Raw genomic sequence first — 24,454 nt, 5'->3', positions numbered from 1 at the left:
GGCTCAACACGCCCCATGGCGCGGTCTATTACGTTGGTAATCCCGGCACGACAATCTTGGGCATCAGCCCCACAAGGCTTCCAGTTCACTTGGCACACGCCCGGTCCAGCGCTTGAACGAACGGCGGAAGTTGGTGCTGTCGCTGAAGCCCAGGTACTGCGCAACCGCGTCGTTGCTGTAGCCCTTGACCTGGTAGAGGTACAGCGCCTGATCGCAGCGCACCTGGTCCAGTTGCTCCTGGAAGTTGGACCCATGACGGGCCAGGCGGCGCTTGAACGAAGCGGGGCTGGTGGCGAAGGCGGCGGCTACCCGTTCCAGGTTCAGCGGCTGGCGAATCAGCCCGAGCAGGTGCTCGTAGACCAGGTCGAGAAAACTCGCCCGCCAGCCCCAGGCCGCCAGCTGTGCATCGCAGGCCTGGCGTGCCACGTGCTGGGCGGTCGACCCGGCACCCGGCCAGGCACGCAGCAGGTATTCCCGGGGCAGGCTCATCACCGTGGATGGGCAGTCGAAGGCCAGAGAGTCGCCCAGGTGCACCCAGTACTGCTCGACGTAGGCCGGTTCGGCATGGCGGAACCGGAAGCGCCAGGGCAGGTGCTCTTGTTGCTGGCGCCGCGCGAGGGCCACCACCGCTGTCATGCTGGACTCCAGCAGGAAGCGGCGCTGCTCGTCGATGGCGCAGCTTTCCCGCCAGTACAGGTGCAGGTAGCGCTCATCGAGGCGCAGCACCGGGCTGAGCAACGGGGACAGCAGGGCGCGGTAGTGCTCGATGCGCTCCAGGGCCTGCAGCAGGTGGTCGGCCTGCTCCAGCAACAGGCTGGCGGCACCGTGGTGCCCGGGCCACAGGCGCTGGCCGTAGAGAAAGCTGGTGTCGTCGGCATCGAGCAACCGCTGCGCATTGCCGATCAGGCGAAGGAACTGCTGTGGGCTGATCAGCGCTTTGCCGCTGACCACGTCGTCGTAAAACAGCCCGCAGCCGCGTAGCAGGTGATGGGTGTCGATCTGCCGCGAACGCGCCAGGTCGATCAGCGCAGCGGGCAGGTGGTGGGCGGTGATGAAGCGGCTGTCGCCGTCATAGCCGTTCATGCCCGTTGTACCTGGTGCGTCTGGCGGCTCTTGGCCTGGGCCAGGGCGTAGTTGAGGCGTTTCAGCAGGTGGTCTTCGTTTTCGTCCAGCGCCATCACGCTGGCCACCGTGGCGGTCAGGTGCAGGCGTTCGCCATGCCGGCCGGTGTGATGGGCGAGGTGTGCGATGCTCTGGCGCAGCGCGTTGGCCATGGCCTGGGCCTGGCGTTCGCCGGTGTTGGGCAGCGCCGCGACGAAGCGGTCGCCGGCCAGGCGGCAGAGTATGTCGTGCTGGCGCAGGTTGAGCAGCAGCAGTTGGGCGACCACTTGCAACACCAGATCGCCTTCTTCCTGGCCATAGCGCTGGTTGATCTGGTTGAAATCGTCCAGGTCGACGACGATCAGCGACAGGGCTTGCTGTTCGCGGGCGGCTTGGGCAATGGCCTGCTGCAGGTGCTGGCGCAGGTACCGGGCACCGGACAGCGGGGTGAGCTTGTCGAACAGGCGGTGCTCGCGGAACAGTTGCTCACGCTTGCGCATCTGCGCGGTGATGGCGTGCTGTTCCTGCTGCAGGTGGTACATGCCCAGGGTCAGCAGCAGCATGCCCAGCGGCATGGGCGCAGTCTCCAGCCAGTTGTCCCAGACCGCGTCGTCGGGCAGGCGGATGAATTCGTCGAGGGTGTCCATCCACATCGAAAAGGCGATGAAGCACAGGCCCAGCGAAAGCAGGCGGGTGACCCGGCCAGCAGGGCGCCCGCGCAGCAGCATCACCAGCCAGCCGCAGAGGATCAGGCAAGTGCCGCCCTCGCCGGCGACGTCCATCCAGTTGATCTCGGCCCAGGCTTTAAGCGTGCCGGCGGCGAGGTAGACGAGCAGGCCGGCGTTGGCGGCCAGTACCAGGCCGACCAGCGTAAGGGCGTGCTGTTTGAACAGGGGGCTGGGGCGCATGGGGTGTCCTGTGAGTGTGTTGTTGCCTGTGCTGGCACCGTCGCCGGCACAGGCAGAGCAGCATGCAAGGCGTTTATCTCAATTCGATGACGCTCACTTGCCGCGGGCCGTGCACGGCAGCCCGTCCGGCCCTACGCTGGCCTTGCAGTAACGTTCGTTGGCCAGCGCCAGCTTGGGTTCCTGCAGGAACTTGCGCCCTTTGGCATCACGCGTGATATCGAACGCGTCGTATAGCTGGTCGTCAGCCGAATAGGTGCGCACCTGCAGGCGGTTCTGCTCGACCGTGATGGTCTGGTACAGCTGGGTGTCTTCGGCCGTGCGGTCCGGCTGGTGGCGGGCGCGGTCGTTCAGGCCATACATCTTCGAGCCGGTCACCGAGACCATGTACACCGGGCCGATTGCCTGTCTGGCCTGCTGTGCAGCACGCGTGGCCTGGCGCCCTTGGGCGTGGGTCAGGCGGCTGTAGCAGTGGTCGTGGCCTTGCAGTACCAGGTCGACCTTGTAGCGCTCCAGCAGCGGTTGCCAGGCGGCCTTGAGCGGTTCGGTATCGTCGGGGCGCGCACAGGTATAGACCGGCTGGTGCATGACCACGATGTTCCACTGCGCCTTGCTGCTTTTCAGGGTTTGCTCCAGCCAGTCGGTCTGTACTTGCAGGGTGCCCAGGTCGAGCGCCGAGGTGCCGTCCAGCACCACGAAGCGCACATTCTGGTAATCGCTGAAGTAGCTGGTTGCCGCCACACCCGGGGCACCGTTGCGCGGCAGGGCGAACTGCGCCGTTACATGAGGGCTGAGGCTACGGCTTTCGCTGCCATCGGGGTTGAGGGTTTCCAGGTACTCGTGGTTGCCGAACGCGGTGAGCTGTGGGATGGCAGCGTACGACCAGCCGCCGGCCTGGTTCCATTCACCCCATTCATCGTCGTGGGCGAGGTCGTCGCGCGATGCCACCAAGTCACCAGCGTGCACCACCAGGGCAGGGTGCGCCACGCTGCGCAGCGCCTGGCGAATGGTGCGCGAGGCGATGGCGAGGATGTCGTTCTGGGTGTCGCCCAGGTAGATGAACGAGAACGGCGCGAACGTGGCCTTGGCCGTGCGGAACTGGTGCCATTCGCTCCAGCCCGCGCTGCCCTTGAGCCGGTAGACGTAGGCGGTGTCTGGTTGCAGGTGTTCCAGGCGCACCTGGTGGTAGTTGGCTGGGCCGTTGTCGCTGTCCAGGCGCTGGGTGCTGCCACTCAATGGGCTGGCCTTGGCTGCCAGCGCAGGGCCGGCGAGGGCGGGGCCGAGCTCCAGCACCGCGTCGGCCTGGGCCAGGTCGGTGCGGTAACTGATGGCCATCTGCGTGGCGGCGTTCTGGCCGGGGGTGAGCACGATACGGTCGGCCAGCTTGCCGGCGGCGTAGGGCAGGCCGGCGGAGCGCGGGATCGGAAGAGGGTCATTGGCCTGGGCATGAGCCTGTGCGGCGCAGAGCAGGGCGGCCAGTAGCAGGGGGCGGTGCATGGGGTTTCCTCGATGAGCCCGGAAGGCGTGATGGGCGCAAAGGAAACAAAGGCGAATGACGGTTCTGTTACCGGGCGGGGGGTCGATTTGGCTCAGCTGATCGTCAGGAAAAAACGCGATTTCAAGTGGTCGGTAACGGCCCAGGGCCCCCAGACCGGCCCCACAGCTGCGCCGCAGGTTTGCAGGGCATCGCCAGGGCCGCAGCGGGCCTCAGGTCATATCAGCTCAAATTGCGCCGAAAACGATGTTAAAGCCGCGTTTTCAAGCCGCCCAGCCCAGCGCTGTCACGCAAGTGCCACACACACTTTCTAGCTTTCGCAGCCATTCCCGGGTTCATCGGGTCACTGCAAGCGAGGGTTTCAAGGTGGCAATGCCGTTTCGTCACATCCGCAACGCCGGATTCCGGGTCAGCCTGCTGGCCGTTGCCATTACCACCGCCCCAGCCTGGGCGGAAGATGCGGTCGAGCGGGTCGAGGTGATCGGCCAGGCGGCGAGCATCGACAAGGCGCTGCGCGAGCAGAAAAGCGCCGACAGCATCAAGAGCGTGGTGCATGCCGATGGTGTTGGCCAACTGCCCGACGACAATGCCGCCGAAGCCCTGCAGCGCATCCCCGGGCTGTCGGTGGAGCGCGACCAGGGCGAGGGCCGCTTCGTCAGCGTCCGCGGTATCGCCCCGGACCTTAACAGTGTGACCATCAACGGCACCCTGGTACCGGCCCCCGAGGGCGACCGCCGCGCCGTGGCGCTGGATGTGCTGCCCGCCGAGCTGGTGCAGTCGCTGTCGGTGGTCAAGACCCTGACCCCGGACATGGACGCCAACTCCCTCGGCGGCACCATCGAAGTCGAGAGCCTGTCGGCGTTCGACCATGACGGGCTGTTCTACACCCTTACCGGCGAAGCCAGCCACGACACCAACGTCAGCCGCGACAGCCCGAAGTTTTCCGGCGCGGTCAGCGACCGCTTCAGCCTGGGAGACGGCATCAACAACTTTGGCGTGGCTGCGGCGTTTAGCTGGCAGAAGCGCAAGTTTGGCTCGGACAACGTCGAAACCGGCGGTAACTGGGATTTCGAGGACGGCGCCCGGCTGGAAGAGGTCGAGGCCCGCGACTACCAGATTACCCGTGAGCGCACCGGCCTGGGCCTGAACTTCGATTACCAGCCGGATGACTTCTCCAGCTACTACCTGCGCACCCTCTACAGCAAGTTCAAGGACACCGAGACGCGCAACGCCCAAGGCCTGGAATTCGCCGACCCGCAGGGTCCCGGCCAGCGTGGCGAGGCCGAAGGCTGGCGCGACTTGAAATCGCGCGAGGACACCCAGGAAATCCAGTCCTACGTACTTGGCGGCGAGCGCATCCTCGACCAGTGGACCATCAGTGCCCAGGCCGGCTACAGCCAGGCCACCGAGCACGATCCGGCTGGCATTGCCGGCGCCAGGTTCGTCGGTGATTTCGACGAGGTCGGCTTCGACGGCACGCGCAAGCCACGGCTGAGCGTGGGCAACGACTTCTACGACCCGGCCCGGTTCACCCTCGACGAAGTGGAGTGGGAGAAGGTTGACGGCAAGGACCAGGAAAAGAACATCCGCCTGGACCTTGCCCGCGACTACGAATTCGCCGACGCCTCGCAGGTCAAGTTTGGCGGCAAACTCAGCCGCCGCGACAAGACCAGCGACACCGAAACCTGGGCCTATGACGGGTTCGATGACATCAGCCTTGCCGATTATCAGGGCAGCAATGTCGACTACGCCCTGGGCAACTTCGGCAACGGCGTCAGCGCCAGCGCAATCAAGGGCCTGATCAGTAACCTCGACCGTGCAGCCTACTACGATGAGGAAGCCTCGCGGATCAATGATTTCGACATGAGCGAGGACATCAACGCGGCGTACCTGATGAACACGCTGGACATCGGCGACTGGCGCCTGATTGCCGGTGTGCGTTACGAAGGTACCAGGTTCGAGGCCAAAGGTACTGGCCTGCGCGACGGTGTGTACGAGAACGTCAGCAGCAACAATCGCTATGACCACTGGTTGCCAGGCCTGCACGCCCGCTACCAGTTGTCGCCGGCCACGGCCATTCGGGCCGCCTGGACCAACACCGTGGTACGGCCAACCTTCGGCCAGCTGGCGCCGGGTTTTGTCATCGATGAGAACGATGCGTCGTTCGGCAACCCCGAACTCAAACCGCTGGAGTCGATGAACTTCGACCTGGGCATCGAGCACTACATGGGCCGCGCCGGCACCGCCTCGGCGTTCCTGTTCTACAAAGACATCGACCATTTCATCTACAGCACCGACCTGGCGGGCACTGGCGCATGGGTGGACTTCGACGAAGCGCTCACCTTCGAGAACGGCGGGGGCGCCAAGCTGTATGGCCTGGAGCTGGCCTACTCGCAGAAGTTCGACTGGCTGCCGGCACCCTGGAACGGTTTGCTGCTGGGCGCCAACCTAACCCTGAGCAAGTCTGATGCAACCCTGCAAGGGGCCACCGGCAAGCGCAGCATCGACCTGCCCAATCAGTCCGACACAGTGGGCAACTTCATGGTCGGCTGGGAAAACGACCGCTTCAACATGCGCCTGGCCGCCAACTACAAGTCGGGCTACCTGCTGGAGCTGGGGGCCATCGACGACAAGGCCCACGACCAGTATGCCGATGACCAGCTGCACGTGGACTTCAAGGCAGGCTACTTCCTGACCCCCGAGCTGCAGTTGACCTTCGAGGCGCAGAACATCACCGACGAGTCCTATTACGTGTACAGCGGCCACCGTCGCTACAACGCCCAGTACGAAGAATACGGCCCGACCTACAAGGTCGGCCTGACGCTCACCCACTTCTGACCGCACCCTTCAGGGATATTGCCTGCTCATGCGTATGTTCACTTTGTCCATGCTGGGGCTATACATCGCCTTGGCCCACGCCGGTGCCAACGCGGCGCCGAGCTTCACACTCGACCGCAACGTCATCGACAGCGAAACCAGCCACTGGCTGGCTCCAACGCCGGCGCTCAAGCAGGCCGAACGCCTGCAACTGACCGCCAGGGCGCTGCAGCTGGTTGACCGCCAGGGCCGCGTACTTGGCGAGTTGCCGGGCCGCTTCGAAACCCTTGACCACCGCACCGATGGCACCGGCCTGATGGTCGCCACCGTCGACAAGAAGCGTCAACAGGCGTTGCTGGCCCGCTTCGATGCACAAAGCGGTTGGGGCTCCCCGCGCTACTTGCCCAAGACCCGCTATGCCATCGAGGGCCTGTGCCTGTACCGCGATAGCGCCGCCAACGACTTCCTGTTCCTGGTTGGCGAGGAGGGCATCGGTGAGCAGTGGCTGGTCGCCGAACATGGCCAGCCGCTGGCCGAGGCACGCCAGGTGCGCGCCCTGAGCCTGCCGCCGCAGAGCGCGTTCTGCCAGGCGGATGATGCAAGCCATAGCCTGTACGTAAACGAAGAAAACGTCGGCCTGTGGCGCTACGAAGCTGCTGCCGAAGCACCCCTGGTGCGCGAGCCGGTGGACCTGGTGGCACCGTTCGGAAGCCTGGCCAAGGCCGCCGCCGGCGTGGCCCTGGTGCCCGGGGGCCTGATGCTGCTGGACCCGATCGCCAATGCCTTGCACCTGTACCAGCGCCGCGCCGGGCAATGGCTGCGTGATGGAGCCCTGAGCTTGCCAGGGCTGAAAGAGCCGGAGCAGATCAGCGCCCGTGTGAACGACAAGGGCCTGGAACTGTTGCTGGCCGACGACCAGGGTACGCACCTGGCGACGCTGGGCTGGAAGCCAACGCCAGCGCCGATTGCGCCTGCAGTGGTACAGATCAAGGCGCAGGTCCAGACCGACGGCGTGCCCAGCCTTGGCGATGCGGCGGACGACCCGGCGATCTGGGTCAACACGCGCCAGCCCGAACTGAGTCGGGTACTGGGTACCGACAAGAAAGGCGGGCTGCTGGCCTACGACCTGCACGGCAAGCAGCTGCAGGACCTGCGTGTGGGCCGCCTGAACAATGTGGACGTGCGCAAGGGGTTCCAGCTTGGCGAACGTGAGGTCGACCTGGCTGTGGCCAGCAACCGTGACCGCAACAGCCTGCACCTGTTTGCCATCGACCCGGCCAGCGGCCAGTTGAGCGACATCGGCCAGGTGCCGACGGAGCTCAAGGAAATCTACGGCGTTTGCCTTTTCAAGGATGCCGATGCGGCCATTCACGCCATCGCCAATGACAAGGATGGCCGCTTCGTTCAATACCGCCTCGACGGCAGTAGCGGCCAGGCAGGTGGCACCTTGGTGCGCAGTTTCAGCACCGCGACCCAGTCGGAAGGTTGCGTGGCCGACGACCGCAACCAGCGCCTGTTCATCGGCGAAGAAGACCTTGCGGTCTGGGCACTGGACGCCCGTGGCGATGGCCCGACCCGTCTGGACAACGTGATCGGCGTGGGCGGCCTGGTCAAGGACGACATCGAAAAGCGCTTCCGTTACCAGCCCCGGATGGTGAACGGGCAGGCGGTGGCGGTGGCCAATGTCAAAAATACCTTCACCTACAAGATTCGATGAATCCCGGCCGGAGGGGCATGTGCGTGGCGATCATGAAGTGCGCGGTGGGCTTTGTTCAAGAAACTCTGAATCATTTTCCCCTGGCGGGAGTCGACCGAATGAAGCCCACAGACGGAGAACGTTCATGTCAAAACCCGATGACTCAAGACCCCAAGGCGAGATCGACGACACCGAAGACCGCATGGGCTCAGTCCACGAGCTGGATTTCAGCGAGCGCCGCGATGAACGCCAGGGCCGTATCGGCGACGAGCGTCCGGACCGCGAGGTAAACGAGGAATTCCCGCCCCGGCGTGTCGCTGAAGGTGGCATGACCGGGGGCGAGGCTCTCAGCGACAGCCTGCACGAAGACAATGTCACCCTCGACGACATGAGCCCGGATACGTTGTTCGATGAGAGCGGCGCCCGTGATCCCTACGAGCCGGGAACGGATGATGGCCCGGCGGACAAGACCTTGCGCGAGGTAGGGGCCAACGAGATCGGTGGCGGCATCGGCCTGGACGAGGCTGAACTGGCTCGCTCCGCGCCATTGGATGGCGAACCCTGGACCGATGATGTGGCCTCTGAAGACGACCGCAGAGAGCCCTGATACACGAGCAACGCTGTTTCTGCTTGCACCGTGGGTGCTCGTGCCGCTGTCCGGCACGGGCACCCACGGTGCATCAGCGTTTCTCGGCAGCCAGGCCGGCCTGCTGGCGCAACGCCTTGGCACGCTTTTCGAGGATCAGGTAGGTGACCACCGCCAACAGCAGCGGGATCAGGTAGTACAAGGTCCGATAGCCTAGCAGTGCCGCGACCAGGGTGCCCTGGCCGATCTGGCCGTGGAGCAGGGCAAGGAACACGGTCTCCAGCACGCCAAGGCCGGCGGGAATATGCGCCACTACGCCAGCCACGCAACTGATCAGCAATACCCCCAACACGGAGGGATACATCAGCTCCGGCGGCAGCAGCAGGTGGATCAGTGCCGCCATCAGCGCCCAGTTGCTTGCGCCCAGCGCCAACTGGCACAACGCCAGGCGCAGGCTCGGCAGGGTTACATCATGGCCGCGCAGGCTCCACGTGCGCCGCTTGGCGAAGGCGCATGCGAGCAGGTAAGCCACCGCGACCGCCACCATCAACATGCCAATCAGGCGCAGGCCGCCAGAACCCACCGCCCAGCTTTCGGGCAGCTTGACCAGGCCCAAGGCGAACACCGTGCCGGCCAGCAGCAAATAGCCCATCCAGTTGGTCAACAGGCCCAAGGTGAGGATGCGGGTGATGGTCGCGGTATCCAGCCCCAGCCTGCCGTACAGGCGGTAACGCAGGGCTACGCCACCGACCCAGGTGGTGAAGCTGAGGTTGAATGCGTAGCAGACAAATGCCACTGGCAGCACCTGACGGGCAGGCAGGCGGTGGCCGGTGTAGGCACGGGCGAGCAAGTCGTAGCTGGCGAACACCAGGTAGCTGCACAGCGCCAGCAACAGGCCGAGGGCCAGGGTTGAGGGCCGGTATGCCAGCAGCGACTGGCGCACTTCGTTCCAGTCCAGATTGCGCGCCAGGGTGAACAGCAGCACCGGGATCAGTATCAGGAACAGCACGGTCAGAAGGCGTTTGCCCCAGGTCTTCCAATGTGGATTGGCCATCAGGTTTGGCCCTCGTGGTAGTCGACCGGGATTTCGCTGTCTGCTTGCAGCGACTGCAGGTGTTGCCTGTGTGCAGGGAACCAGCCGGCGATGCGCGGAAAATATCGGGTGAGGTGGAAGCCCAGGAAGATCAAGGGTGCACGCCACCAGTAGCCACGCACCGCACGTTCCAGGGTTACGGTCTTGCAATGCTCCTGGCTCAGCTCGCTCAAGTGGGTGTAAAGGCCATGGTTGAAAGCGCGGTCACGGACTACCAGGTTGGCCTCGAGGTTGAACGACAGGCTCAGCGGGTCAAGGTTGCTTGAGCCCACGGTGGACCAGTCGTCGTCCACCAGCGCCACCTTGCCGTGCAGCGGGCGCTTGCAGTACTCGTGGATGCGCACGTCGTCGCGCAGCAGGTAGTTGTAGAGCAGGCGCGAGAGCGCGCGGACCCAGCGCATGTCCGGTTGCCCCTGGAGGATCAAGGTCACCTCGACCCCGCGCCGGGCAGCGTTGCGCAGTTCGCGCAGCAGGCGATAGCCGGGAAAGAAGTAGGCGTTGGCGACCACGATGCGCCGCTTGGCCTGGCGGAAGGCTTGCAGGTAACAGACCTCGATATCGTTGCGATGGCGACCATTGTCGCGCTCCACCAGCACGGCGCTGGACGGGCCGGCAGCGGCGTTGGTCGGCTCCACTCGGGCCACGCTTTCCAGAACCGGCGCAAGCATTCTGCAGCAGGAGGCGTGCACCTGGGCAACCACGGGGCCGACGACTTCCACCGCATAGTCCTGCTTGGCCTGGGGCCCGAAGTCGCCAAGGTGGTCGGCGCTGTAGTTGATGCCGCCGATGAACGCGCGCTGCCCGTCGATCACCACGATCTTGCGGTGCAGGCGGCGGAACAGGTTGGTGCGCATGCCCGCCAGTCGTGGTTGCGGATCGAACGCGTGAAAGCGCACGCCGGCTGCTGTCATGGAGGAAATGAAATCGTCGGGAAGGTCTGCAGTGCCGTAGCCGTCAACCGCCACCTCGACCCGCACGCCACGCTGGGCGGCTTCGATCAGTGACTGGCGCAAGGCCTGGCCGACCTTGTCGTCGAAGATGATGAAGGTTTCCAGGAGGATTTCTTCGCGAGCCTCGGCCATGGCCTCGAACAAGCGGGGATAGTACTGCTCGCCATTGATCAGCAGTTCGACGTGATTGCCGTTGCTCCAGGGCTGCTTCATAGCGTCACCTCGGCTACCAGCGGGGCATGGTCGGAGAGGTGCGACCAGGGGTAGCTGGACAACACCCGCGCCTTGCAGGTTTGCGCATTGCGAAGGTAAATACGGTCCAGGCGCAGCAGGGGCAGGCGGGCCGGAAAGCTGCGCGCCGGTTTGCCGAAGGCTTCGATCAAGTGCCCCGAAAGCCGCGCATCGGCTTTCAGGCGCCAGTCGTTGAAGTCGCCGGCGACGATGACCGGCTCCTCTGGCGGAAGGCTCTCGAGCAATGCCATGAGCAGGCTGACCTGACGCTGGCGATGGTTTTCGCGCAGGCCCAGATGTACGCAAATGGCATGTAGCTGTTCATGGCCCGGTACTTCGAGCTGGCAGTGCAGCAGGCCGCGCTCCTCGTCGCCATGGACCGAAACGTCCAGGTTGTCGTAGGTGCGGATCGGGAATTTGGACAGCAGCGCATTGCCATGGTCGCCATGGGGGTAGGCCGCATTGCGCCCGTACGCGAACTGTGGCCACATGCTGTCGGCAAGAAATTCGTATTGCGGGGTTTGCGGCCATGCCGAGTGGCGCTCGGCATGGTGTTGGTGGCTGCCATGCACCTCTTGCAGGAACACCAGATCGGCGCCGGTGGCACGCACCGCCTCACGCAGCTCTGGCAGGATGAAGCGGCGGTTGAGCGGCGTGAAGCCTTTGTGAACGTTGAGTGTGAGCACCGTCAGGCGGTGCACGGCGGTGACCTTGTCGATAATGCAGTTGGGGGTGGGCAGGGTCCCGTTCATGGCTGCGCCCCCAGCCCCTTGCGGTAGGGCTTGTTGCGGGGTGGGCCATGGCGCCAACCGGAAATACCAATGCAGATTTCGCTCACGAGGGCTCCCTTTCGTTCGTGCACTCATCATTAGCGACCCGCGCAGTGGCAACAGGGTTCAGCAAGGTTGACGAGTGGAAGCGTGATGAAAGCGCTTCGACTGGCCACACCACGCTAGCGCTGCAGGTTATCCCGGGCGGCAGAGTCTCCATCCTCCTCAACAAGCGGCTGTGCGGCCGTTCCACAGCGGCTGCCCATCGCCTCATACGCCTTGCGAAGCTGATGGATCTGGCGGCTGTCGAGCGCTTCGAGATCCAGCACCGATTGCTCCGCAGTTTTTGTAGCGCGGATGAGTTCGTCGAGCTTCACGTGGATCATGTCGTTGTCCCGGTTCTGGGTGTTCTGGATAAGAAAAACCATCAGGAAAGTGATAATGGTCGTCGACGTATTGACGATGAGCTGCCAAGTGTCGTTGTAGTGAAACCAGGGGCCGGATGCAGCCCACATGGCAATCAGCACTACAGCGATGAGGAAGGTGCTCGGTTTACCGGCGTGCTTGGCGAGCCATTGGCAGAATTGCGCGAATTTCATGACTTTTCTCCAGTGATCTATAGCGTGTGACCACAGTGGAGCGCTAAAAGCTCTGTAGATGAGGGTGTGCAGCCCACGTACCCCATGAACTTGGCCTAGAGTTAACGACACAAAAGATGGCGCAATCAATTATCGCTAAGTGCCACAACTATTTTCATCGGTAGGGGTCATTGTCGAAGCAGGCAAAAAAATCGATGAGCCGGCCAGGCCTTTTTTTCAGGAGCAAACCGTACATGGCAGCACTGCAGAACAGCTCGTTGGAAGCAATCGTCGGTAATCAGCCGCAGTTGTTGGCGCAATGGCTCAGCGCCCTGGAAGCCACCGGCGCGACCCGCAATATCCGTGAGCATGACTTGCGCCAGGAAACCCGAGACTTCCTGCAACTGGTGATCGACGCGCTGCGCAAGGAGGCGGGTACGCAGATTGGCGTAGAAGAGTGGGAAGAAACGCGTCATTTCCTCGAAAAACTGTCTGCCAGCCGTGCGCAGGTTGGACAGGAATCGCACCAGACAGCCAATTTCATCTTCGCCCTCAAAGGCCCGCTATTCACACTGCTGCAGGCCCACTACCGCGACCAGCCCGCGCTGTTGGCCGAACAGCTGTGGGAAATATCCCAACTGCTCGATGCATTCGGCTTGCACACCATCCGTACTTATCAGAAAAACCGCGAAGCCGTCATCAAGCGCCAGCAGGAAGAACTGCTTGAGCTGTCCACCCCGGTGGTCAAACTCTGGGAGGGCGTACTGGCCCTGCCGTTGATCGGCACACTCGACTCGCAACGCAGCCAGACAGTGATGGAATCGCTGCTGCAGCGCATCGTCGATACCGGCTCCGAAATTGCCATCATCGATATCACCGGTGTGCCGACTGTCGATACCCTGGTCGCCCAGCACCTGCTCAAGACCGTGACAGCTATCCGCCTGATGGGCGCCGATTGCATCATCAGCGGTGTTCGCCCGCAGATTGCCCAGACCATCGTGCACCTGGGCCTTGATCTGGGCACGTTGACCACCAAGTCCAACCTTGCGGACGCCTTGAAGCTGGCGCTTTCGCGTCTGGGTACCAGCACTGGCGAGAAGGTGTGAGGCGATGGAGCGTATTCCCATTCTGCAAATGGGTGAATTCCTGCTGGTAACCATTCAGGTCGACATGCATGACCAACTGGCGCTGCGCCTGCAGGACGACCTTACCGACCGCATCGACCACACCTCGGCCCGCGGCGTGCTGATCGATATTTCCGCGCTGGATATGGTCGATTCGTTCATCGGCCGCATGATTGCCAGTATCTCCGGCCTTTCCCGGATCATGGATGCCGAAACGGTTTTGGTCGGTATGCAACCCGCGGTGGCCATCACCCTCGTGGAGCTTGGCCTGACCCTGCCCGGCGTAAGCACAGCACTGAATGTCGATCGCGGCATGCACCTGTTGCGCCAGCGGGTAGGCCACTCATGAGCATCCGCCAAAGCGGCAGCCAGCCGGTACGCCTGGAGCAGGACGTGGTACTGGCCCGTCAGCTGACCCGCAAGATTGCCACCGACTGCGGCATGCGGTTGGTCGACCTCACCAAACTGGTCACGGCTGTCAGTGAGCTGGCACGTAACACCGTGGTATACGGTGGCGGCGGTGACATGGACTGGGAAGTCATCGAGGAAGCCGGGCGGGTAGGCCTGCGCTTGGTATTTCGTGACGAGGGGCCGGGTATCGCCGACGTCAAACTGGCGCTTACCGATGGCTGGACGTCCGGCGGCGGGCTGGGCCTGGGGTTGACCGGCGCGCGCCGACTGGTAGACGAATTCGAACTGGACACCACCCCCGGGCAAGGTACCCGGGTAACGATCACACGATGGGCCTGAACCTGGCAGCGAGTTTGACCCAGGTGCTGCGCCTTGATGACCCCAGCCAGGTCGGCCATGCCCGGCGTGTTGCCCAGAGGCTGGCCGAGCAGCTTGGTTTCACTGCCGCCGACGCCGGCCGGGCGGCCATTGTCGCCACTGAGCTTGCCAGCAATGTGCTCAAGCACGCCGAGCGTGGTGAATTGCATCTTCGCGTTCTTGCGCATGACGCCCACCCGGGTATGGAACTGGTGGCGGTGGACCGTGCACAAGGGTTCGACCTGGCCAACTGCCTGGCCGATGGCTACTCCACCGGCGGCACCCAAGGCATCGGGCTGGGGGCGGTCAGCCGCCTGGCGCAGGTATTCGATGTGCATGCGGACGCGAAGGGCGCGGTGGTACTGGCGCGCCTCTACCGGCAGGGCCATACGGGCAGGGACATACGCATTGGCGTGACCCAGCATTCGCTGCACGATGACCCGGCCTGCGGTGATAGCTGGCATGTGACGCTGGCCGAACAACGTATCAGCGCAGTACTGATCGATGGGCTTGGCCATGGCGAGGAGGCCGAGCGTGCGGCCAAGGCGGGTGTGCAGGCCTTTACCCTGGCGCCCTTCAGCGCGCCGGAGCAGTTGCTTGGCGAACTGCACCATGCCATGGCCGGCACCCGCGGCGGTGCGGTTGCCATCGCCCGGTACGATGGTGCTGTTGACCACCTGTCGTTCATCGGCATCGGCAATATCGGCGCAACCTTGGTCGGCCGCGAACGGCCGCGCGGCCTGGCCTCGCACCCCGGCATCGTCGGTGGGCAATACCGCAAGGGCCAGGTGTTCGACTACGCTCACGTGAAAGGAAATCTGTTGATCATGTTCAGTGACGGCCTGCAGTCGCGTTGGAGCCTGCAAACCTACCCCGGCCTCGTGCACCGCCACCCGGCGGTCATCGCTGCCGTGTTGCATCGCGATTTCTGCCGTGGGCGGGACGATGTGACGGTGTTGGTCATCGACCTGGAGACCGTGCATGGCTGAATCATCCAGCAACAGTGTCGAGCAGGCCGACCTCATCGCCCGGTTGCAGGCGGAAAACCAGGCGCTGCGCGCCGAACTGGAGGACACCAACCAGGGAGTGCTGGCGCTGTATGCCGAGCTGGACACCCAGGCTGAGCAACTGCGCCAGGCTTCGGACCTGAAAAGCCGCTTCCTTTCCTACATGAGCCACGAGTTCCGCACGCCGCTGGGTTCGATCCTGAGCATCACCAGCCTGCTCGCCGACGAGGTGGACGGGCCGTTGAGCAAGGAGCAGCAGTTGCAGGTGGCGTTCATCAGCACGGCAACGCGAGAGCTGGGCGACATGGTCGACGACCTGCTTGACCTTGCCAAGATCGAAGCTGGCCGCATTACCATTTCGCCTGCCTGGTTCGATATGCTCGACCTGTTTGCGGCTTTGCGCGGCATGTTCCGCCCGATCGTCGACACCGGCGCGGTGGACCTGATCTTCGAAGAGCCGCAAGGCCTGCCGAAGATGTATACCGATGACAAGAAGCTGGCGCAGATCCTGCGCAACTTCATTTCCAACGCCCTGAAATTCACCACCTGTGGCGAGGTGCGTGTGTCGGCGCAGCTGGTGGGTAGCGACCAGGTGCGTTTTGCCGTGAGCGATACGGGTATCGGGATTGCCCCCGAGCTGCTCGGTGGTTTGTTCGAAGATTTCGCCCAGATTGACTCGCCGCTACAGAAACGCTTGCGTGGCACGGGGCTGGGGCTGTCGCTGTGCAAGCGTTTTGCGGCGCTGCTGGGCGGCGAGGTGGGAGTTGAAAGTACGCCCGGCAGCGGATCATCGTTCTTTGTCATCCTGCCTATGGCGCTGGCTCAGGAGAGCGCTGATGAACGCTGACATCCGCCTGCTGATCGTTGACGACAATGTCGCCACACGCTATGCGCTGCGTCGCCGGCTGGCATTGCATGGATATACCGTGACGGAGGCAGGCACCGGTGGCGCGGGGCTGGCGCTGATCGGTAGCGAGCATTTCGATGCCCTGATCCTGGACGTCAACCTGCCGGACATGAGCGGCTTCGATATCGTCCGCCTGCTGCGTGCCAAGCCCGAGACCGCCTTGCTGCCGGTGATCCACGTGTCGGCGGCGTCGATCCAGACGGGTGACATCATTACCGGGCTAGACGCAGGCGCCGATGCCTACCTGGTTCACCCCGTGGATGCCGATGTGCTGGTGGCCACGCTGCGTACCTTGCTGCGGGTGCGCGACACCGAGCGGGCCTTGCGGGACAGCGAGGCCAGTTTTCGGGAAATCTTCACCAATGTGTCAGCCCCGATCGCCGTAATTGACGACAGGCTGAAGGTGCATGAATGCAACCATGCCTTCGAGCAGCTGACCCAGGACAATCACAACCCCGAGGCGCTGCAGCAATGCTTTGCCGAAGACCAGCAAACCGTCATCGCCGAGTTGCGTCAGCACCTGCTGGCGGGGCAGCGCTGGCGTGGCACGTTGGCCATGCACGTGGGCGGCATGCCCAGGGATACCGAATGGCAGCTATCGCCCTACCGGGCGCCTGGGTTGTGCCTGGTGTTCGTCGAAGACGTCACCGAGCATCGCCACCGCGAGCGCTCGCACCTGGCGCGCCTTGAGGACGCCAACACCCAGTTGGCCCGGGAAACGGCCCAGCGCGAACAGACCGAGGCGCAGCTGCTGCAACTGCAGAAGATGGATGCCCTGGGCAGTCTTACTGGTGGCATCGCCCATGACTTCAACAACCTGTTGACCGGCATCATCACCAGCCTGGAGCTGATTCGCAAACGGGTGGCAGAGAGCCGTATCGAAAAGGTCCCTGCATACGCCGACGCGGCCCTGAGCTCTGCCATGAGCGCTGCCTCGCTGACCCATCGGCTGCTCGCCTTCGCACGGCAGCAGCCTCTGGACACGCGGCCGGTGGACATCAACGAGCGGGTACGCTCGCTGGAAGAACTGATCAACCGCACCATCGGTGAGAGAATCGTGCTGAAACTGGAGCTGTCCCGTGAGCCGACGATCGCACTGGTAGACCCGATCCAGCTGGAAAGCGCGGTGCTCAACCTGGTGATCAATGCCCGCGATGCCTTGGCCAAGGGCGGGCATATCTGGGTGAATACGGCGGCGAGCTTCTCACTCGGCGACCCCAACCTGCAGGACGGCCCTTATGTTGCGGTGACGGTACGCGATGATGGCTGTGGCATCGCGCCAGAGCTGCTGGAAAAGGTATTCGACCCGTTTTTCACCACCAAGCCGTTAGGGCAGGGTACCGGGCTTGGGCTGTCGACCATCTACGGTTTTGCTCGCCAGTCGGGCGGACACGTGGCGATCCACAGCGTGCCGGGGCGGGGCACTGAAGTCATCCTCATGCTGCCCGCCAGCAACCAGCAGGAATCCTGCGAGCAGCGCATGCCGCAAGCCGATCAGCAAGGGGCCGGTGAACATGTGCTGGTGGTGGAGGACATGGCCTCGGTACGCCTGTCAGTGGCAGAAGTGCTGGCCGATGCCGGGTACCGGTGCACCTTGGCCGAAACCATCGAGCAGGCACTTGACCATCTGCGTGAAGAGGCCGGCATTCAGTTGCTGCTCACCGATGTCGGCCTGCCTGGGATCAGTGGGCGCGAGCTTGCCGATATGGCGCGGGCCTATCGCCCAAGGTTACCGGTGCTGTTCATGACCGGCTATGCGGAGACGGCCCTGGACCGCCAGGCGTTTCTGGGCAGTGGGATGGACATGCTGATCAAGCCGTTCCAGATCAGCGAACTGCTCGCCAAGGTACGCCGGGCACTTGATCAGGCGACATGAAGGGCATGGCTGATTGTTTCGGCGTTGCTTCGACTGTGTGAGCGCAAGCTGCGAATACCGGCCAGCCCGAGTCGGGTTATCGCAGTGGAACGACGCGTCGCAACGGAAAGTCAAAAGCTGATCGACAACTCTACCAGGCCACCTGCGCAGATGACCTTCATCGTCTGGTTCGCCATGCTGGGCATGGTCTTGCTGCTACTCGCGCTTTCATCCTCCTATCTACGCTGGATGCCGGTGACATCCTCTGTGGTGTGCCTTGCCCTGGGCGTCGGGCTCGGATCGTCCGGGCTGGGCTTTCTTCATCTGGATGTCAGCAAGTCCAGTGAGTGGATGGAGCACCTGACCGAGGTCGCAGTGCTTTTTTCGCTGTTCTTCAGCGGTTTGAAGCTGCGCCTGCCCTTGCATGACCGCCGATGGTTGGCCGCGTTTTACCTGGCAGGGCCTGTGATGATGATGTGCATCGGTGGCGTAACGCTGGTGTTGCACTACGGCCTGCACCTGGAATGGGGTGTTTCGGTGCTGATCGGGGCGATCCTCGCACCCACAGACCCAGTGCTTGCGACACTGGTGCAGGTGGCCGATGCACAGGACGAAGATCCTGTGCGTTTCAGCTTGTCCGGGGAGGCGGGCCTGAACGATGGAGTGGCCTTTCCCTTTGTCATCCTTGGGTTGTTCCTGCAACAGAACACCGGGCAGGCCTGGCTCGCTGACTGGTTGATGAAGGACATGCTATGGGCAGTAACTGCTGGTTTGCTTCTTGGCTACTGGATGGGGCGCGGGCTGGGCAAACTTACGCTGTTCCTGCGGCTGCGCAACGACGACAGTACCGTATCGCCCAATGATTACCTGGCCTTGGCATTGATCGCGCTGGCCTATGTGCTCGCCGAATCGATTCAGGCCTACGGGTTTCTCGCGGTGTTTGCTGCGGGGCTGGGCTTGCGCCAGGCGGAGGTTCACACGTCCAGCAGCCCACAACAGCCGGCCGCCGAACACCTTGTGCAGCCGGTGGTAGGCCATCAGCATGTAGCGCCGGAGTTGGCCGTGACAGGTGATGTGAAAGGGCTGGACGATTCTCAGGTTGCAGCGGGGATCATGCTGGGGGACATGCTGGCCTTCGGAAGCCTGATCGAGCGAGCAATGGAGGTGTTCCTCGTGACCTTGCTCGGGGTGGTGCTGATAGAGCATTGGGACTGGCGGGCGTTACTGGTCGCCGGTGCGTTGTTCCTGCTGATTCGTCCCTTCAGCATTGCCCTGTTCCCCATTCGGGGGCTGGTGGATATTCGGCAACGTGGGCTGCTTGGATGGTTTGGCATCCGCGGTATCGGCAGTTTCTACTACCTTTTCCATGCCCTTAACCATGGGCTGCTCCCAGGCTATGCGGTACTGAGCACCAACCTGGTGTTGTCAGTGGTGGCGTTGAGCATCCTGCTGCACGGGTTGAGCGTTCAGCCGCTGCTTGCCCGATACGAAGCATGGAAGAAGCGGGCGTCATGAGGACATGGACAGTGCCGGGTCGGCGCTGGCAGTAATATCAGCGAGCGCCACCGGCGTTAATCCACACTGCATATGCCGACTTCAATGCTTGTGGGAGGTGAGGCAGTTCCCGCTTCATCGCTGTCCGCCCTTGAGCGGTGGGTACCCACTCCGTCAACCAGGCGACCAGCAATACCCGGGTAAGGGGGCAGGGCGCCACCTGGCGTTCGAGCTCATCGGCGATCTCGCCGAGCCATTCGAGCTCTGCGTCCAGTTGCATGATCGGATCAGTCATGAAAGTCGCTCCGTGGATTCAAGCGGTACCTGACAAGAACAGAGTGTTGTACTGACAGTAAGGTTCAGTGGCCCCGTAATTATCGACTAGCGCTGGAACAGAACTGCCTGGGAATAGCGCTCCGACTGAACCTGCATCGTGTCGGCCGGGTCGCATGTTCACATTCACAGCAAAAGGAAGTTGGCGATGAAAGCGATGACTCGACTGTTCACTGGCTTGGCATTGGTAGGTGCCATGGGTGCTTCTTGCGCGTGGGCTGATACGCCCGATGCTGACTGGAAGGTCAGCAAGGATCAGGCTGAAGCCACGTTGAAAGGCGCCGGCTACACGCAAATTACCAAGATCGAAGCCGACGACGGCCACTGGGAAGGTGAAGGCATGAAGGCTGACGGCAAGCAGTACGAATTCCAGGTTGATCCGCACGACGGCAAGATCATCAAGGATGAACTGGATAACTGATCGCCTGGTGGTGAAGGGTTGCCCGCGCTCGCCTAGCCAGATCGCTGATCCGGCTAGGCGTGTTTGATTCAAGCGGCGGGCCGCTCGCTCTTGAGCACTTTTTTCTGGGTCTCCATGGCGCGCCCCAGCGCCTCTAATTGATCTTTACCGAGCAGCTTCTTCGCGGTGGGGAAGAGCTCGCCTTCCTCTTCCTCGATGTGATGCTCAAGCAGCTCTTTCATCACCTTCACTCGACCTGCGAATTCGAGCGTGCCGGTCTGGGTTTGAAGCAGGTCAGGGAGTACCAGTGCGTCAACTGTCCGGTGTTCTTCTTTGGCCTCGTAATACATCTTGGCCTCCTCTTTACCACCGGCTTGCTTGATCGCTGGATAGAGAATGTCCTCTTCCAACGCGGTGTGGACTTGCAGTTCCTGCTCAATGCGGTGCAGCAAGTCAGCGCGTTTTTTTACAGCACGTTCAGTGGTCGATGAGAGTTCTTCCAGCAGTTTCTTGACCACTTTATGATCTTGAATCAGCAGATCGATGGCATTCATGGAGGTACCTCGTCACGGGCGGATAAATACTGGCTTCCCAGGAGTTGAGTGGCCGACAGCGGCAGGGTTCAACAAGGATGATGATTGGCGTAGGGCCGATCTGTTTCGAGGCCAGCCACAGCTGGCCTCGGTATTGTCATCAGAGGATGGGTTTCCCGCCGGTTACTCCGTACCGTGAGCCCGAGATGTAACTCGCTTCATCAGAGCCCAACAAGACGTAGATCGGGGCTACTTCCACCGGTTGCCCAGGCCGCCCCATCGGGTAGCTCGAACCGAAGTTTCTGACGGCTTCATCGGGCATGGTGGCAGGAATCAGCGGCGTCCAGATCGGGCCGGGTGCTACGCTGTTGACCCGAATGCCTTTCTTGCCCAACAGTTGGGCAAGGCCTGCGGTGAAGTTGGCAATGGCGCCTTTGGTGGCGGCATACGCCAGCAGGCTGGGTGACGGATCGTCAGAGTTGACCGAGCTGGTGTTGATGATCGAACCGCCTCTTGGCATCGAGGGCAACGCCCGCTGGCAGATGCGGAAAATGGCGGTGATGTTGGTATCGAAGGTCTTCACCCATTCATCATCGTCAATCTCGTCCAAGCCCTCATGAGCCATCTGGAACGCGGCGTTGTTGACCAGAATATCGATACGACCGAACTGCGCCACGGTCTTGTCGACGATGTCGTAGCAGTGCTGTTTCTGCGCAAGGTCGCCTGGCAGCAGCAGGCATTGGCGGCCAGCGGCTTCGACCCAGCGCGCCGTCTCCTGCGCATCTTCGTGCTCATTCAGATAGGCAATGGCAACGTCAGCACCTTCGCGAGCGTAGGCAATCGCTACTGCACGCCCGATCCCGCTGTCGGCGCCGGTGATCAAGGCGATTTTGCCTTCCAGGCGGTTGTGGCCGGTGTAGGTTTGCTCACCACAATCCGGATACGGTTCCATTTTGCGTTGTGAGCCCGGCACGCTTTGTGGTTGGGACGGGAATGGAGGGGTAGGGTAGTCGATCATGGAAGATGCTCCTGCAGTTGGGAACGGTCATTACCGTTCGAAGCGTGCGCGAAGCCAGCGTTTAGGTGGGTCATCGGTCTACGCGACGAGCGGTTGGCAAGCGCATTCCCAATGAATTTTCGGTCAGCAGAGTACTCTATCCCTGACGGGTCTTGCGCTGTAATGGGCGAGGCATACGATATCCAGGAGTATCCACGTGCCTCGAATCATCACGCCCACCACGCCGGAACACGAAATCGACCAAAGGAATGCGAAGCTGTTCGGTACGCCGAAAGAGCGGCTGGATTTCTATCGGCGCGAAATCCAGTATGAAACCACCATTCTGGCCAACCGCACTGACGCTTATCTCGCTGCCCAGTCGTTCCTGGTGATCGCGTTCGTATCATCGATGAGCAACCTGAACCAGAGCTGGGGCGAAATGTTCACCTTGATGGTGCCGGCTTTTCTCGCACTGCTTGGCGTGCTAAGTACGTTGAATGCCTGGCCAGGCATCCGTGCCGCCTTCCGGATCATCGAGCACTGGCAGATGAAACAGAGCCACTTGCTGCGCAGCGAGCCGATGATGGGCCTGGCCTATGACGAGTCGCCGTTGTTCTGCGAGGCAGAAACCTCTCAGGCGGGGCACCGCAAATCACTGCTGTTTTCCCTGCGCACGCCCTGGATCTTCCTGTGCTTCTGGATTTTGCTGGGCAGCTATTCGGTTTATATCCAGCTGGCATGACCAGCGCCTTCTGGTCGGCGTCAAATGCGACCAGGGGGCGCTGGAAAGAAGCACACTCAGCTTGCCAGTGCCTTGATCAATTGCTCATTGAAGGCGGGGATATCATCTGGCTGGCGGCTGGTGATCAGGTTGCCGTCCACCACCACCTGTTCATCTACCCACGTGCCACCCGCGTTGCGGATGTCGTCCTGCAGTGTCTTGTAGCTGGTCATGCGCTTGCCTTTGGCCAAGCCACTGGACACCAGCAACCAGGCACCGTGGCAGATGACGGCCAGCGGCTTGCCAGCCGCGTCATGGCTTTTTACCAGATTCTGCGCGGCAGAAATGATGCGGATGGTGTCGGAGTTCTGCACGCCGCCAGGCAGCACCAAGGCGTCGTAGAGGTCGAGGTCGGCGCCCTCGAACGTCGCATCTACGGTGAAGGCGTCGGCGGGCTTGTCATGGTTCCAGCCCATGACCGTACCTTCTTTTTCGCCCAGAATATCAACCACCGCACCGTTGTTTTCCAGTGCCTCGCGCGGGCCGGTCAGTTCCACCTGCTCGAAGCCATCAGTGACCAGAAACGCCACGCGTTTGCCGTTCAGTTGTGCACTCATCGTTTAGCTCCTTTTACCTATAGACCTCAGATAGGGGCCGGCACGGCGAGGTAAAGTTCCAGCGCGGTGCTCAGCGGCTCACATCAGCGGTGCATGCGTTGCGAGCGGGTGATGAAAAAACTTCGAGGCCATGTCCCCTTCATATGTGGTCAGGGCCCAGGGTGCCCGCCGCAGCGCCTGGTACGAGGATGACCTTGCGGCAGTCGTCCTGCTTCTGATCGAACATCTTGTAGCCCATGGCCGCTTCTTCGAGTGCCAGGCGGTGGGTGACGATCAGTTCCGGTTGCAGGCGTCCTGCCTGGATGTGCTCCAGCAGCTCCGGTAGGTATTTCTGGACATGGGTCTGGCCCATCTTGAAAGTCAGACCTTTGTCGAAGGCGTCGCCGAACATGAAGGCATGGATGAAGCCGGCGTAAACACCTGGGACGCTGACAACGCCGCCGCGACGCACTGCAGCAATGCTCTGGCGCAGCGCCTTGCCGCTGCTACCTTCGATCTTCAGTGCCGTCATTACTGTTTCGGCAGTGCTGCCTTTGGCTTCAAAGCCAACCGCATCGATTACCGCATCAACGCCACGCATGCCTGACGTGTGACGGATGATGCTGTCAGCGGGATCGTCGTCCTGCTCAAAGTTGATGGGGACAACACCGTAAGCTTTCTGGGCATACGCCAGGCGGTAATCGTTGTCATCGACCATGAAGATGGTCTGGGCACCGAGCATTCGTGCACAGGCGGCACTCAGCAACCCCACTGGCCCGGCGCCGTAGATGGCAACCGATGAACCCTGGCCAATCTCGGCATTGATGACCGCCTGCCACGCGGTCGGCAGAATATCGGACAGGAAAAGGACCTTGTCATCGGCCAGGTCGGTGGGGACCTTGAAAGGGCCGACGTTACCTTTGGGTACCCGGACGTAGTCAGCTTGACCGCCAGGGATGCCGCCATATAAATGACTGTATCCAAACAGTGCCGCGCCCGGAGGAATGCCCTTCTTGTTGACGATTGAGCCGCGCCCGGTGTTGGTGGTTTCGCAGGCGGCAAACAGATCGTGCTGACAGAAGAAACAACTGCCGCAGGCGATAACAAAGGGAATTACTACCCGGTCGCCAATCTGCAGATTTGTAACTGCACTTCCGGTGTCCTCGACGATTCCCATGAACTCATGGCCGAAGATATCCCCGGCTTCGGTCTCCGGAATTTTTCCTCGATACAGATGTAGGTCAGAACCGCAGATCGCTGTGGCGGTGACCCTGAGGATGATGTCGTCTGCTTCCTTGATAATGGGATCAGGGACGTTATCGACCCTGACGTCGTTTGCTCCGTGGTAGGTCAGCGCTCTCATGGACGTCAGCTCCTGCAGCCGTAAGGTTTCTGGGCGGGTATGCAAGGGAAGCCATGTGGGGCATCAAAGTTCACACCAACAAGTCCGACGGTATGAAAGCTGAGGGGGTTGAGTTCGATACTGGCCACCAGGAC

24 protein-coding genes are annotated in these 24,454 nt (G+C 62.2%); 12 read left to right on the top strand and 12 right to left on the bottom strand.

The annotated features are described in order from the left end of the window. Positions 1–63 precede the first annotated feature (63 nt). The 3 genes from MRBLPB4O_RS16010 to MRBLPB4O_RS16000 all read right to left on the bottom strand — a co-directional run bounded on the left by MRBLPB4O_RS16010 (position 64) and on the right by MRBLPB4O_RS16000 (position 3,503). Positions 64–1,083: an AraC family transcriptional regulator ligand-binding domain-containing protein gene (locus MRBLPB4O_RS16010; RefSeq protein WP_341795853.1), complete on the bottom strand. Its 1,020-nt coding sequence runs from the start codon at positions 1,081–1,083 to the stop codon at positions 64–66. Further along, positions 1,080–2,009 (bottom strand): GGDEF domain-containing protein, encoded by a 930-nt coding sequence (locus MRBLPB4O_RS16005; protein WP_341795852.1) that lies wholly within the window; start codon positions 2,007–2,009, stop codon positions 1,080–1,082. The genes MRBLPB4O_RS16010 and MRBLPB4O_RS16005 overlap by 4 nt, the downstream gene beginning before the upstream one ends. A 93-nt stretch (positions 2,010–2,102) precedes the next feature. Then, positions 2,103–3,503, bottom strand: coding sequence for a metallophosphoesterase family protein (locus MRBLPB4O_RS16000; RefSeq protein ID WP_341795851.1), 1,401 nt, complete (start codon positions 3,501–3,503; stop codon positions 2,103–2,105). A gap of 370 nt (positions 3,504–3,873) precedes the next feature. Here MRBLPB4O_RS16000 and MRBLPB4O_RS15995 point away from each other — a divergent pair, with 370 nt between their 5' ends. The 3 genes from MRBLPB4O_RS15995 to MRBLPB4O_RS15985 all read left to right on the top strand — a co-directional run bounded on the left by MRBLPB4O_RS15995 (position 3,874) and on the right by MRBLPB4O_RS15985 (position 8,621). Beyond that, the gene (locus tag MRBLPB4O_RS15995) at positions 3,874–6,339 is read left to right on the top strand and encodes a TonB-dependent receptor (protein ID WP_341795850.1); all 2,466 of its coding nucleotides are present in this window, start codon (positions 3,874–3,876) and stop codon (positions 6,337–6,339) included. Between the two features lie 28 nt (positions 6,340–6,367). Continuing rightward, complete coding sequence (locus MRBLPB4O_RS15990; protein ID WP_341795849.1) at positions 6,368–8,035, top strand: phytase; 1,668 nt, start codon at positions 6,368–6,370, stop codon at positions 8,033–8,035. A 124-nt stretch (positions 8,036–8,159) separates the two neighbouring features. Next, positions 8,160–8,621: a phosphotransferase system, HPr-related protein gene (locus MRBLPB4O_RS15985; protein WP_341795848.1), complete on the top strand. Its 462-nt coding sequence runs from the start codon at positions 8,160–8,162 to the stop codon at positions 8,619–8,621. 73 nt (positions 8,622–8,694) lie between these two features. On the opposite strand, the gene MRBLPB4O_RS15980 is transcribed toward MRBLPB4O_RS15985, so the two are convergent. From MRBLPB4O_RS15980 to MRBLPB4O_RS15965, 4 genes are all read right to left on the bottom strand, one after another. Continuing rightward, positions 8,695–9,654, bottom strand: a complete 960-nt coding sequence (locus MRBLPB4O_RS15980) for a lysylphosphatidylglycerol synthase domain-containing protein (protein ID WP_341795847.1) — start codon at positions 9,652–9,654, stop codon at positions 8,695–8,697. Next, the gene (clsB, locus tag MRBLPB4O_RS15975; RefSeq protein ID WP_341795846.1) at positions 9,654–10,856 is read right to left on the bottom strand and encodes a cardiolipin synthase ClsB; all 1,203 of its coding nucleotides are present in this window, start codon (positions 10,854–10,856) and stop codon (positions 9,654–9,656) included. The genes MRBLPB4O_RS15980 and clsB overlap by 1 nt, the downstream gene beginning before the upstream one ends. Then, positions 10,853–11,626, bottom strand: coding sequence for an endonuclease/exonuclease/phosphatase family protein (locus MRBLPB4O_RS15970; RefSeq protein WP_341795845.1), 774 nt, complete (start codon positions 11,624–11,626; stop codon positions 10,853–10,855). Before MRBLPB4O_RS15970 ends, clsB begins: the two co-directional genes overlap by 4 nt. A 200-nt stretch (positions 11,627–11,826) precedes the next feature. Continuing rightward, positions 11,827–12,243 (bottom strand): low affinity iron permease family protein, encoded by a 417-nt coding sequence (locus MRBLPB4O_RS15965; RefSeq protein WP_341795844.1) that lies wholly within the window; start codon positions 12,241–12,243, stop codon positions 11,827–11,829. A gap of 233 nt (positions 12,244–12,476) precedes the next feature. On the opposite strand from MRBLPB4O_RS15965, the gene MRBLPB4O_RS15960 reads away from it, so the two are divergent. The 7 genes from MRBLPB4O_RS15960 to MRBLPB4O_RS15930 all read left to right on the top strand — a co-directional run bounded on the left by MRBLPB4O_RS15960 (position 12,477) and on the right by MRBLPB4O_RS15930 (position 19,398). After that, on the top strand, positions 12,477–13,328 hold the full coding sequence (locus MRBLPB4O_RS15960; RefSeq protein ID WP_341795843.1) for an STAS domain-containing protein: 852 nt from the start codon (positions 12,477–12,479) through the stop codon (positions 13,326–13,328). Between the two features lie 4 nt (positions 13,329–13,332). Continuing rightward, positions 13,333–13,695, top strand: coding sequence for an STAS domain-containing protein (locus MRBLPB4O_RS15955; protein ID WP_043196515.1), 363 nt, complete (start codon positions 13,333–13,335; stop codon positions 13,693–13,695). Then, positions 13,692–14,096 (top strand): anti-sigma regulatory factor, encoded by a 405-nt coding sequence (locus MRBLPB4O_RS15950; RefSeq protein ID WP_197897583.1) that lies wholly within the window; start codon positions 13,692–13,694, stop codon positions 14,094–14,096. Before MRBLPB4O_RS15955 ends, MRBLPB4O_RS15950 begins: the two co-directional genes overlap by 4 nt. After that, positions 14,087–15,103 carry an ATP-binding protein gene (locus tag MRBLPB4O_RS15945; RefSeq protein WP_341795842.1) on the top strand — a complete coding sequence of 339 codons (1,017 nt, stop codon included), beginning with the start codon at positions 14,087–14,089 and terminating at the stop codon, positions 15,101–15,103. Before MRBLPB4O_RS15950 ends, MRBLPB4O_RS15945 begins: the two co-directional genes overlap by 10 nt. Further along, on the top strand, positions 15,096–15,968 hold the full coding sequence (locus MRBLPB4O_RS15940; RefSeq protein ID WP_341795841.1) for an ATP-binding protein: 873 nt from the start codon (positions 15,096–15,098) through the stop codon (positions 15,966–15,968). The genes MRBLPB4O_RS15945 and MRBLPB4O_RS15940 overlap by 8 nt, the downstream gene beginning before the upstream one ends. Then, on the top strand, positions 15,958–17,904 hold the full coding sequence (locus MRBLPB4O_RS15935) for a response regulator (protein ID WP_341795840.1): 1,947 nt from the start codon (positions 15,958–15,960) through the stop codon (positions 17,902–17,904). The genes MRBLPB4O_RS15940 and MRBLPB4O_RS15935 overlap by 11 nt, the downstream gene beginning before the upstream one ends. Positions 17,905–18,054: 150 nt before the next feature. Further along, entirely contained in the window at positions 18,055–19,398 is a 1,344-nt protein-coding gene (locus tag MRBLPB4O_RS15930) for a cation:proton antiporter (RefSeq protein ID WP_341795839.1), read from the top strand. Between the two features lie 37 nt (positions 19,399–19,435). On the opposite strand, the gene MRBLPB4O_RS15925 is transcribed toward MRBLPB4O_RS15930, so the two are convergent. Then, positions 19,436–19,672, bottom strand: coding sequence for a hypothetical protein (locus tag MRBLPB4O_RS15925; RefSeq protein WP_341795838.1), 237 nt, complete (start codon positions 19,670–19,672; stop codon positions 19,436–19,438). Between the two features lie 186 nt (positions 19,673–19,858). Between MRBLPB4O_RS15925 and MRBLPB4O_RS15920 the strand changes: the two genes are divergently transcribed. After that, positions 19,859–20,131, top strand: coding sequence for a PepSY domain-containing protein (locus tag MRBLPB4O_RS15920; protein WP_341795837.1), 273 nt, complete (start codon positions 19,859–19,861; stop codon positions 20,129–20,131). 68 nt (positions 20,132–20,199) lie between these two features. Here MRBLPB4O_RS15920 and MRBLPB4O_RS15915 read toward each other — a convergent pair whose 3' ends face one another. Next, positions 20,200–20,664, bottom strand: coding sequence for a hemerythrin domain-containing protein (locus tag MRBLPB4O_RS15915; RefSeq protein WP_341795836.1), 465 nt, complete (start codon positions 20,662–20,664; stop codon positions 20,200–20,202). A gap of 139 nt (positions 20,665–20,803) precedes the next feature. Next, positions 20,804–21,661 (bottom strand): SDR family oxidoreductase, encoded by an 858-nt coding sequence (locus MRBLPB4O_RS15910; RefSeq protein WP_341795835.1) that lies wholly within the window; start codon positions 21,659–21,661, stop codon positions 20,804–20,806. A gap of 196 nt (positions 21,662–21,857) precedes the next feature. Between MRBLPB4O_RS15910 and MRBLPB4O_RS15905 the strand changes: the two genes are divergently transcribed. Continuing rightward, the gene (locus tag MRBLPB4O_RS15905; protein WP_341795834.1) at positions 21,858–22,382 is read left to right on the top strand and encodes a hypothetical protein; all 525 of its coding nucleotides are present in this window, start codon (positions 21,858–21,860) and stop codon (positions 22,380–22,382) included. 56 nt (positions 22,383–22,438) lie between these two features. On the opposite strand, the gene MRBLPB4O_RS15900 is transcribed toward MRBLPB4O_RS15905, so the two are convergent. Both MRBLPB4O_RS15900 and MRBLPB4O_RS15895 read right to left on the bottom strand, forming a co-directional pair. Then, entirely contained in the window at positions 22,439–22,978 is a 540-nt protein-coding gene (locus MRBLPB4O_RS15900; RefSeq protein WP_341795833.1) for a type 1 glutamine amidotransferase domain-containing protein, read from the bottom strand. A 139-nt stretch (positions 22,979–23,117) separates the two neighbouring features. Further along, on the bottom strand, positions 23,118–24,320 hold the full coding sequence (locus MRBLPB4O_RS15895; protein WP_341795832.1) for a zinc-dependent alcohol dehydrogenase: 1,203 nt from the start codon (positions 24,318–24,320) through the stop codon (positions 23,118–23,120). Positions 24,321–24,454: the final 134 nt, after the last annotated feature.

It is taken from the genome of Pseudomonas sp. LPB4.O (genome assembly GCF_038383825.1).
Taxonomy (GTDB): domain Bacteria; phylum Pseudomonadota; class Gammaproteobacteria; order Pseudomonadales; family Pseudomonadaceae; genus Aquipseudomonas; species Aquipseudomonas putida.
This window is presented reverse-complemented; position numbering and strand designations above follow the sequence as displayed.

Bases quoted from the DNA above. Each gene is read 5' to 3' on its own strand.
- MRBLPB4O_RS16010 (WP_341795853.1), bottom strand. From the start codon at position 1,083: ATGAACGGCTATGACGGCGACAGCCGCTTCATCACCGCCCACCACCTG.
- MRBLPB4O_RS16005 (WP_341795852.1), bottom strand. From the start codon at position 2,009: ATGCGCCCCAGCCCCCTGTTCAAACAGCACGCCCTTACGCTGGTCGGC.
- MRBLPB4O_RS16000 (WP_341795851.1), bottom strand. From the start codon at position 3,503: ATGCACCGCCCCCTGCTACTGGCCGCCCTGCTCTGCGCCGCACAGGCT.
- MRBLPB4O_RS15995 (WP_341795850.1), top strand. From the start codon at position 3,874: ATGCCGTTTCGTCACATCCGCAACGCCGGATTCCGGGTCAGCCTGCTG.
- MRBLPB4O_RS15990 (WP_341795849.1), top strand. From the start codon at position 6,368: ATGCGTATGTTCACTTTGTCCATGCTGGGGCTATACATCGCCTTGGCC.
- MRBLPB4O_RS15985 (WP_341795848.1), top strand. From the start codon at position 8,160: ATGTCAAAACCCGATGACTCAAGACCCCAAGGCGAGATCGACGACACC.
- MRBLPB4O_RS15980 (WP_341795847.1), bottom strand. From the start codon at position 9,654: ATGGCCAATCCACATTGGAAGACCTGGGGCAAACGCCTTCTGACCGTG.
- clsB (WP_341795846.1), bottom strand. From the start codon at position 10,856: ATGAAGCAGCCCTGGAGCAACGGCAATCACGTCGAACTGCTGATCAAT.
- MRBLPB4O_RS15970 (WP_341795845.1), bottom strand. From the start codon at position 11,626: ATGAACGGGACCCTGCCCACCCCCAACTGCATTATCGACAAGGTCACC.
- MRBLPB4O_RS15965 (WP_341795844.1), bottom strand. From the start codon at position 12,243: ATGAAATTCGCGCAATTCTGCCAATGGCTCGCCAAGCACGCCGGTAAA.
- MRBLPB4O_RS15960 (WP_341795843.1), top strand. From the start codon at position 12,477: ATGGCAGCACTGCAGAACAGCTCGTTGGAAGCAATCGTCGGTAATCAG.
- MRBLPB4O_RS15955 (WP_043196515.1), top strand. From the start codon at position 13,333: ATGGAGCGTATTCCCATTCTGCAAATGGGTGAATTCCTGCTGGTAACC.
- MRBLPB4O_RS15950 (WP_197897583.1), top strand. From the start codon at position 13,692: ATGAGCATCCGCCAAAGCGGCAGCCAGCCGGTACGCCTGGAGCAGGAC.
- MRBLPB4O_RS15945 (WP_341795842.1), top strand. From the start codon at position 14,087: ATGGGCCTGAACCTGGCAGCGAGTTTGACCCAGGTGCTGCGCCTTGAT.
- MRBLPB4O_RS15940 (WP_341795841.1), top strand. From the start codon at position 15,096: ATGGCTGAATCATCCAGCAACAGTGTCGAGCAGGCCGACCTCATCGCC.
- MRBLPB4O_RS15935 (WP_341795840.1), top strand. From the start codon at position 15,958: ATGAACGCTGACATCCGCCTGCTGATCGTTGACGACAATGTCGCCACA.
- MRBLPB4O_RS15930 (WP_341795839.1), top strand. From the start codon at position 18,055: ATGACCTTCATCGTCTGGTTCGCCATGCTGGGCATGGTCTTGCTGCTA.
- MRBLPB4O_RS15925 (WP_341795838.1), bottom strand. From the start codon at position 19,672: ATGACTGATCCGATCATGCAACTGGACGCAGAGCTCGAATGGCTCGGC.
- MRBLPB4O_RS15920 (WP_341795837.1), top strand. From the start codon at position 19,859: ATGAAAGCGATGACTCGACTGTTCACTGGCTTGGCATTGGTAGGTGCC.
- MRBLPB4O_RS15915 (WP_341795836.1), bottom strand. From the start codon at position 20,664: ATGAATGCCATCGATCTGCTGATTCAAGATCATAAAGTGGTCAAGAAA.
- MRBLPB4O_RS15910 (WP_341795835.1), bottom strand. From the start codon at position 21,661: ATGATCGACTACCCTACCCCTCCATTCCCGTCCCAACCACAAAGCGTG.
- MRBLPB4O_RS15900 (WP_341795833.1), bottom strand. From the start codon at position 22,978: ATGAGTGCACAACTGAACGGCAAACGCGTGGCGTTTCTGGTCACTGAT.
- MRBLPB4O_RS15895 (WP_341795832.1), bottom strand. From the start codon at position 24,320: ATGAGAGCGCTGACCTACCACGGAGCAAACGACGTCAGGGTCGATAAC.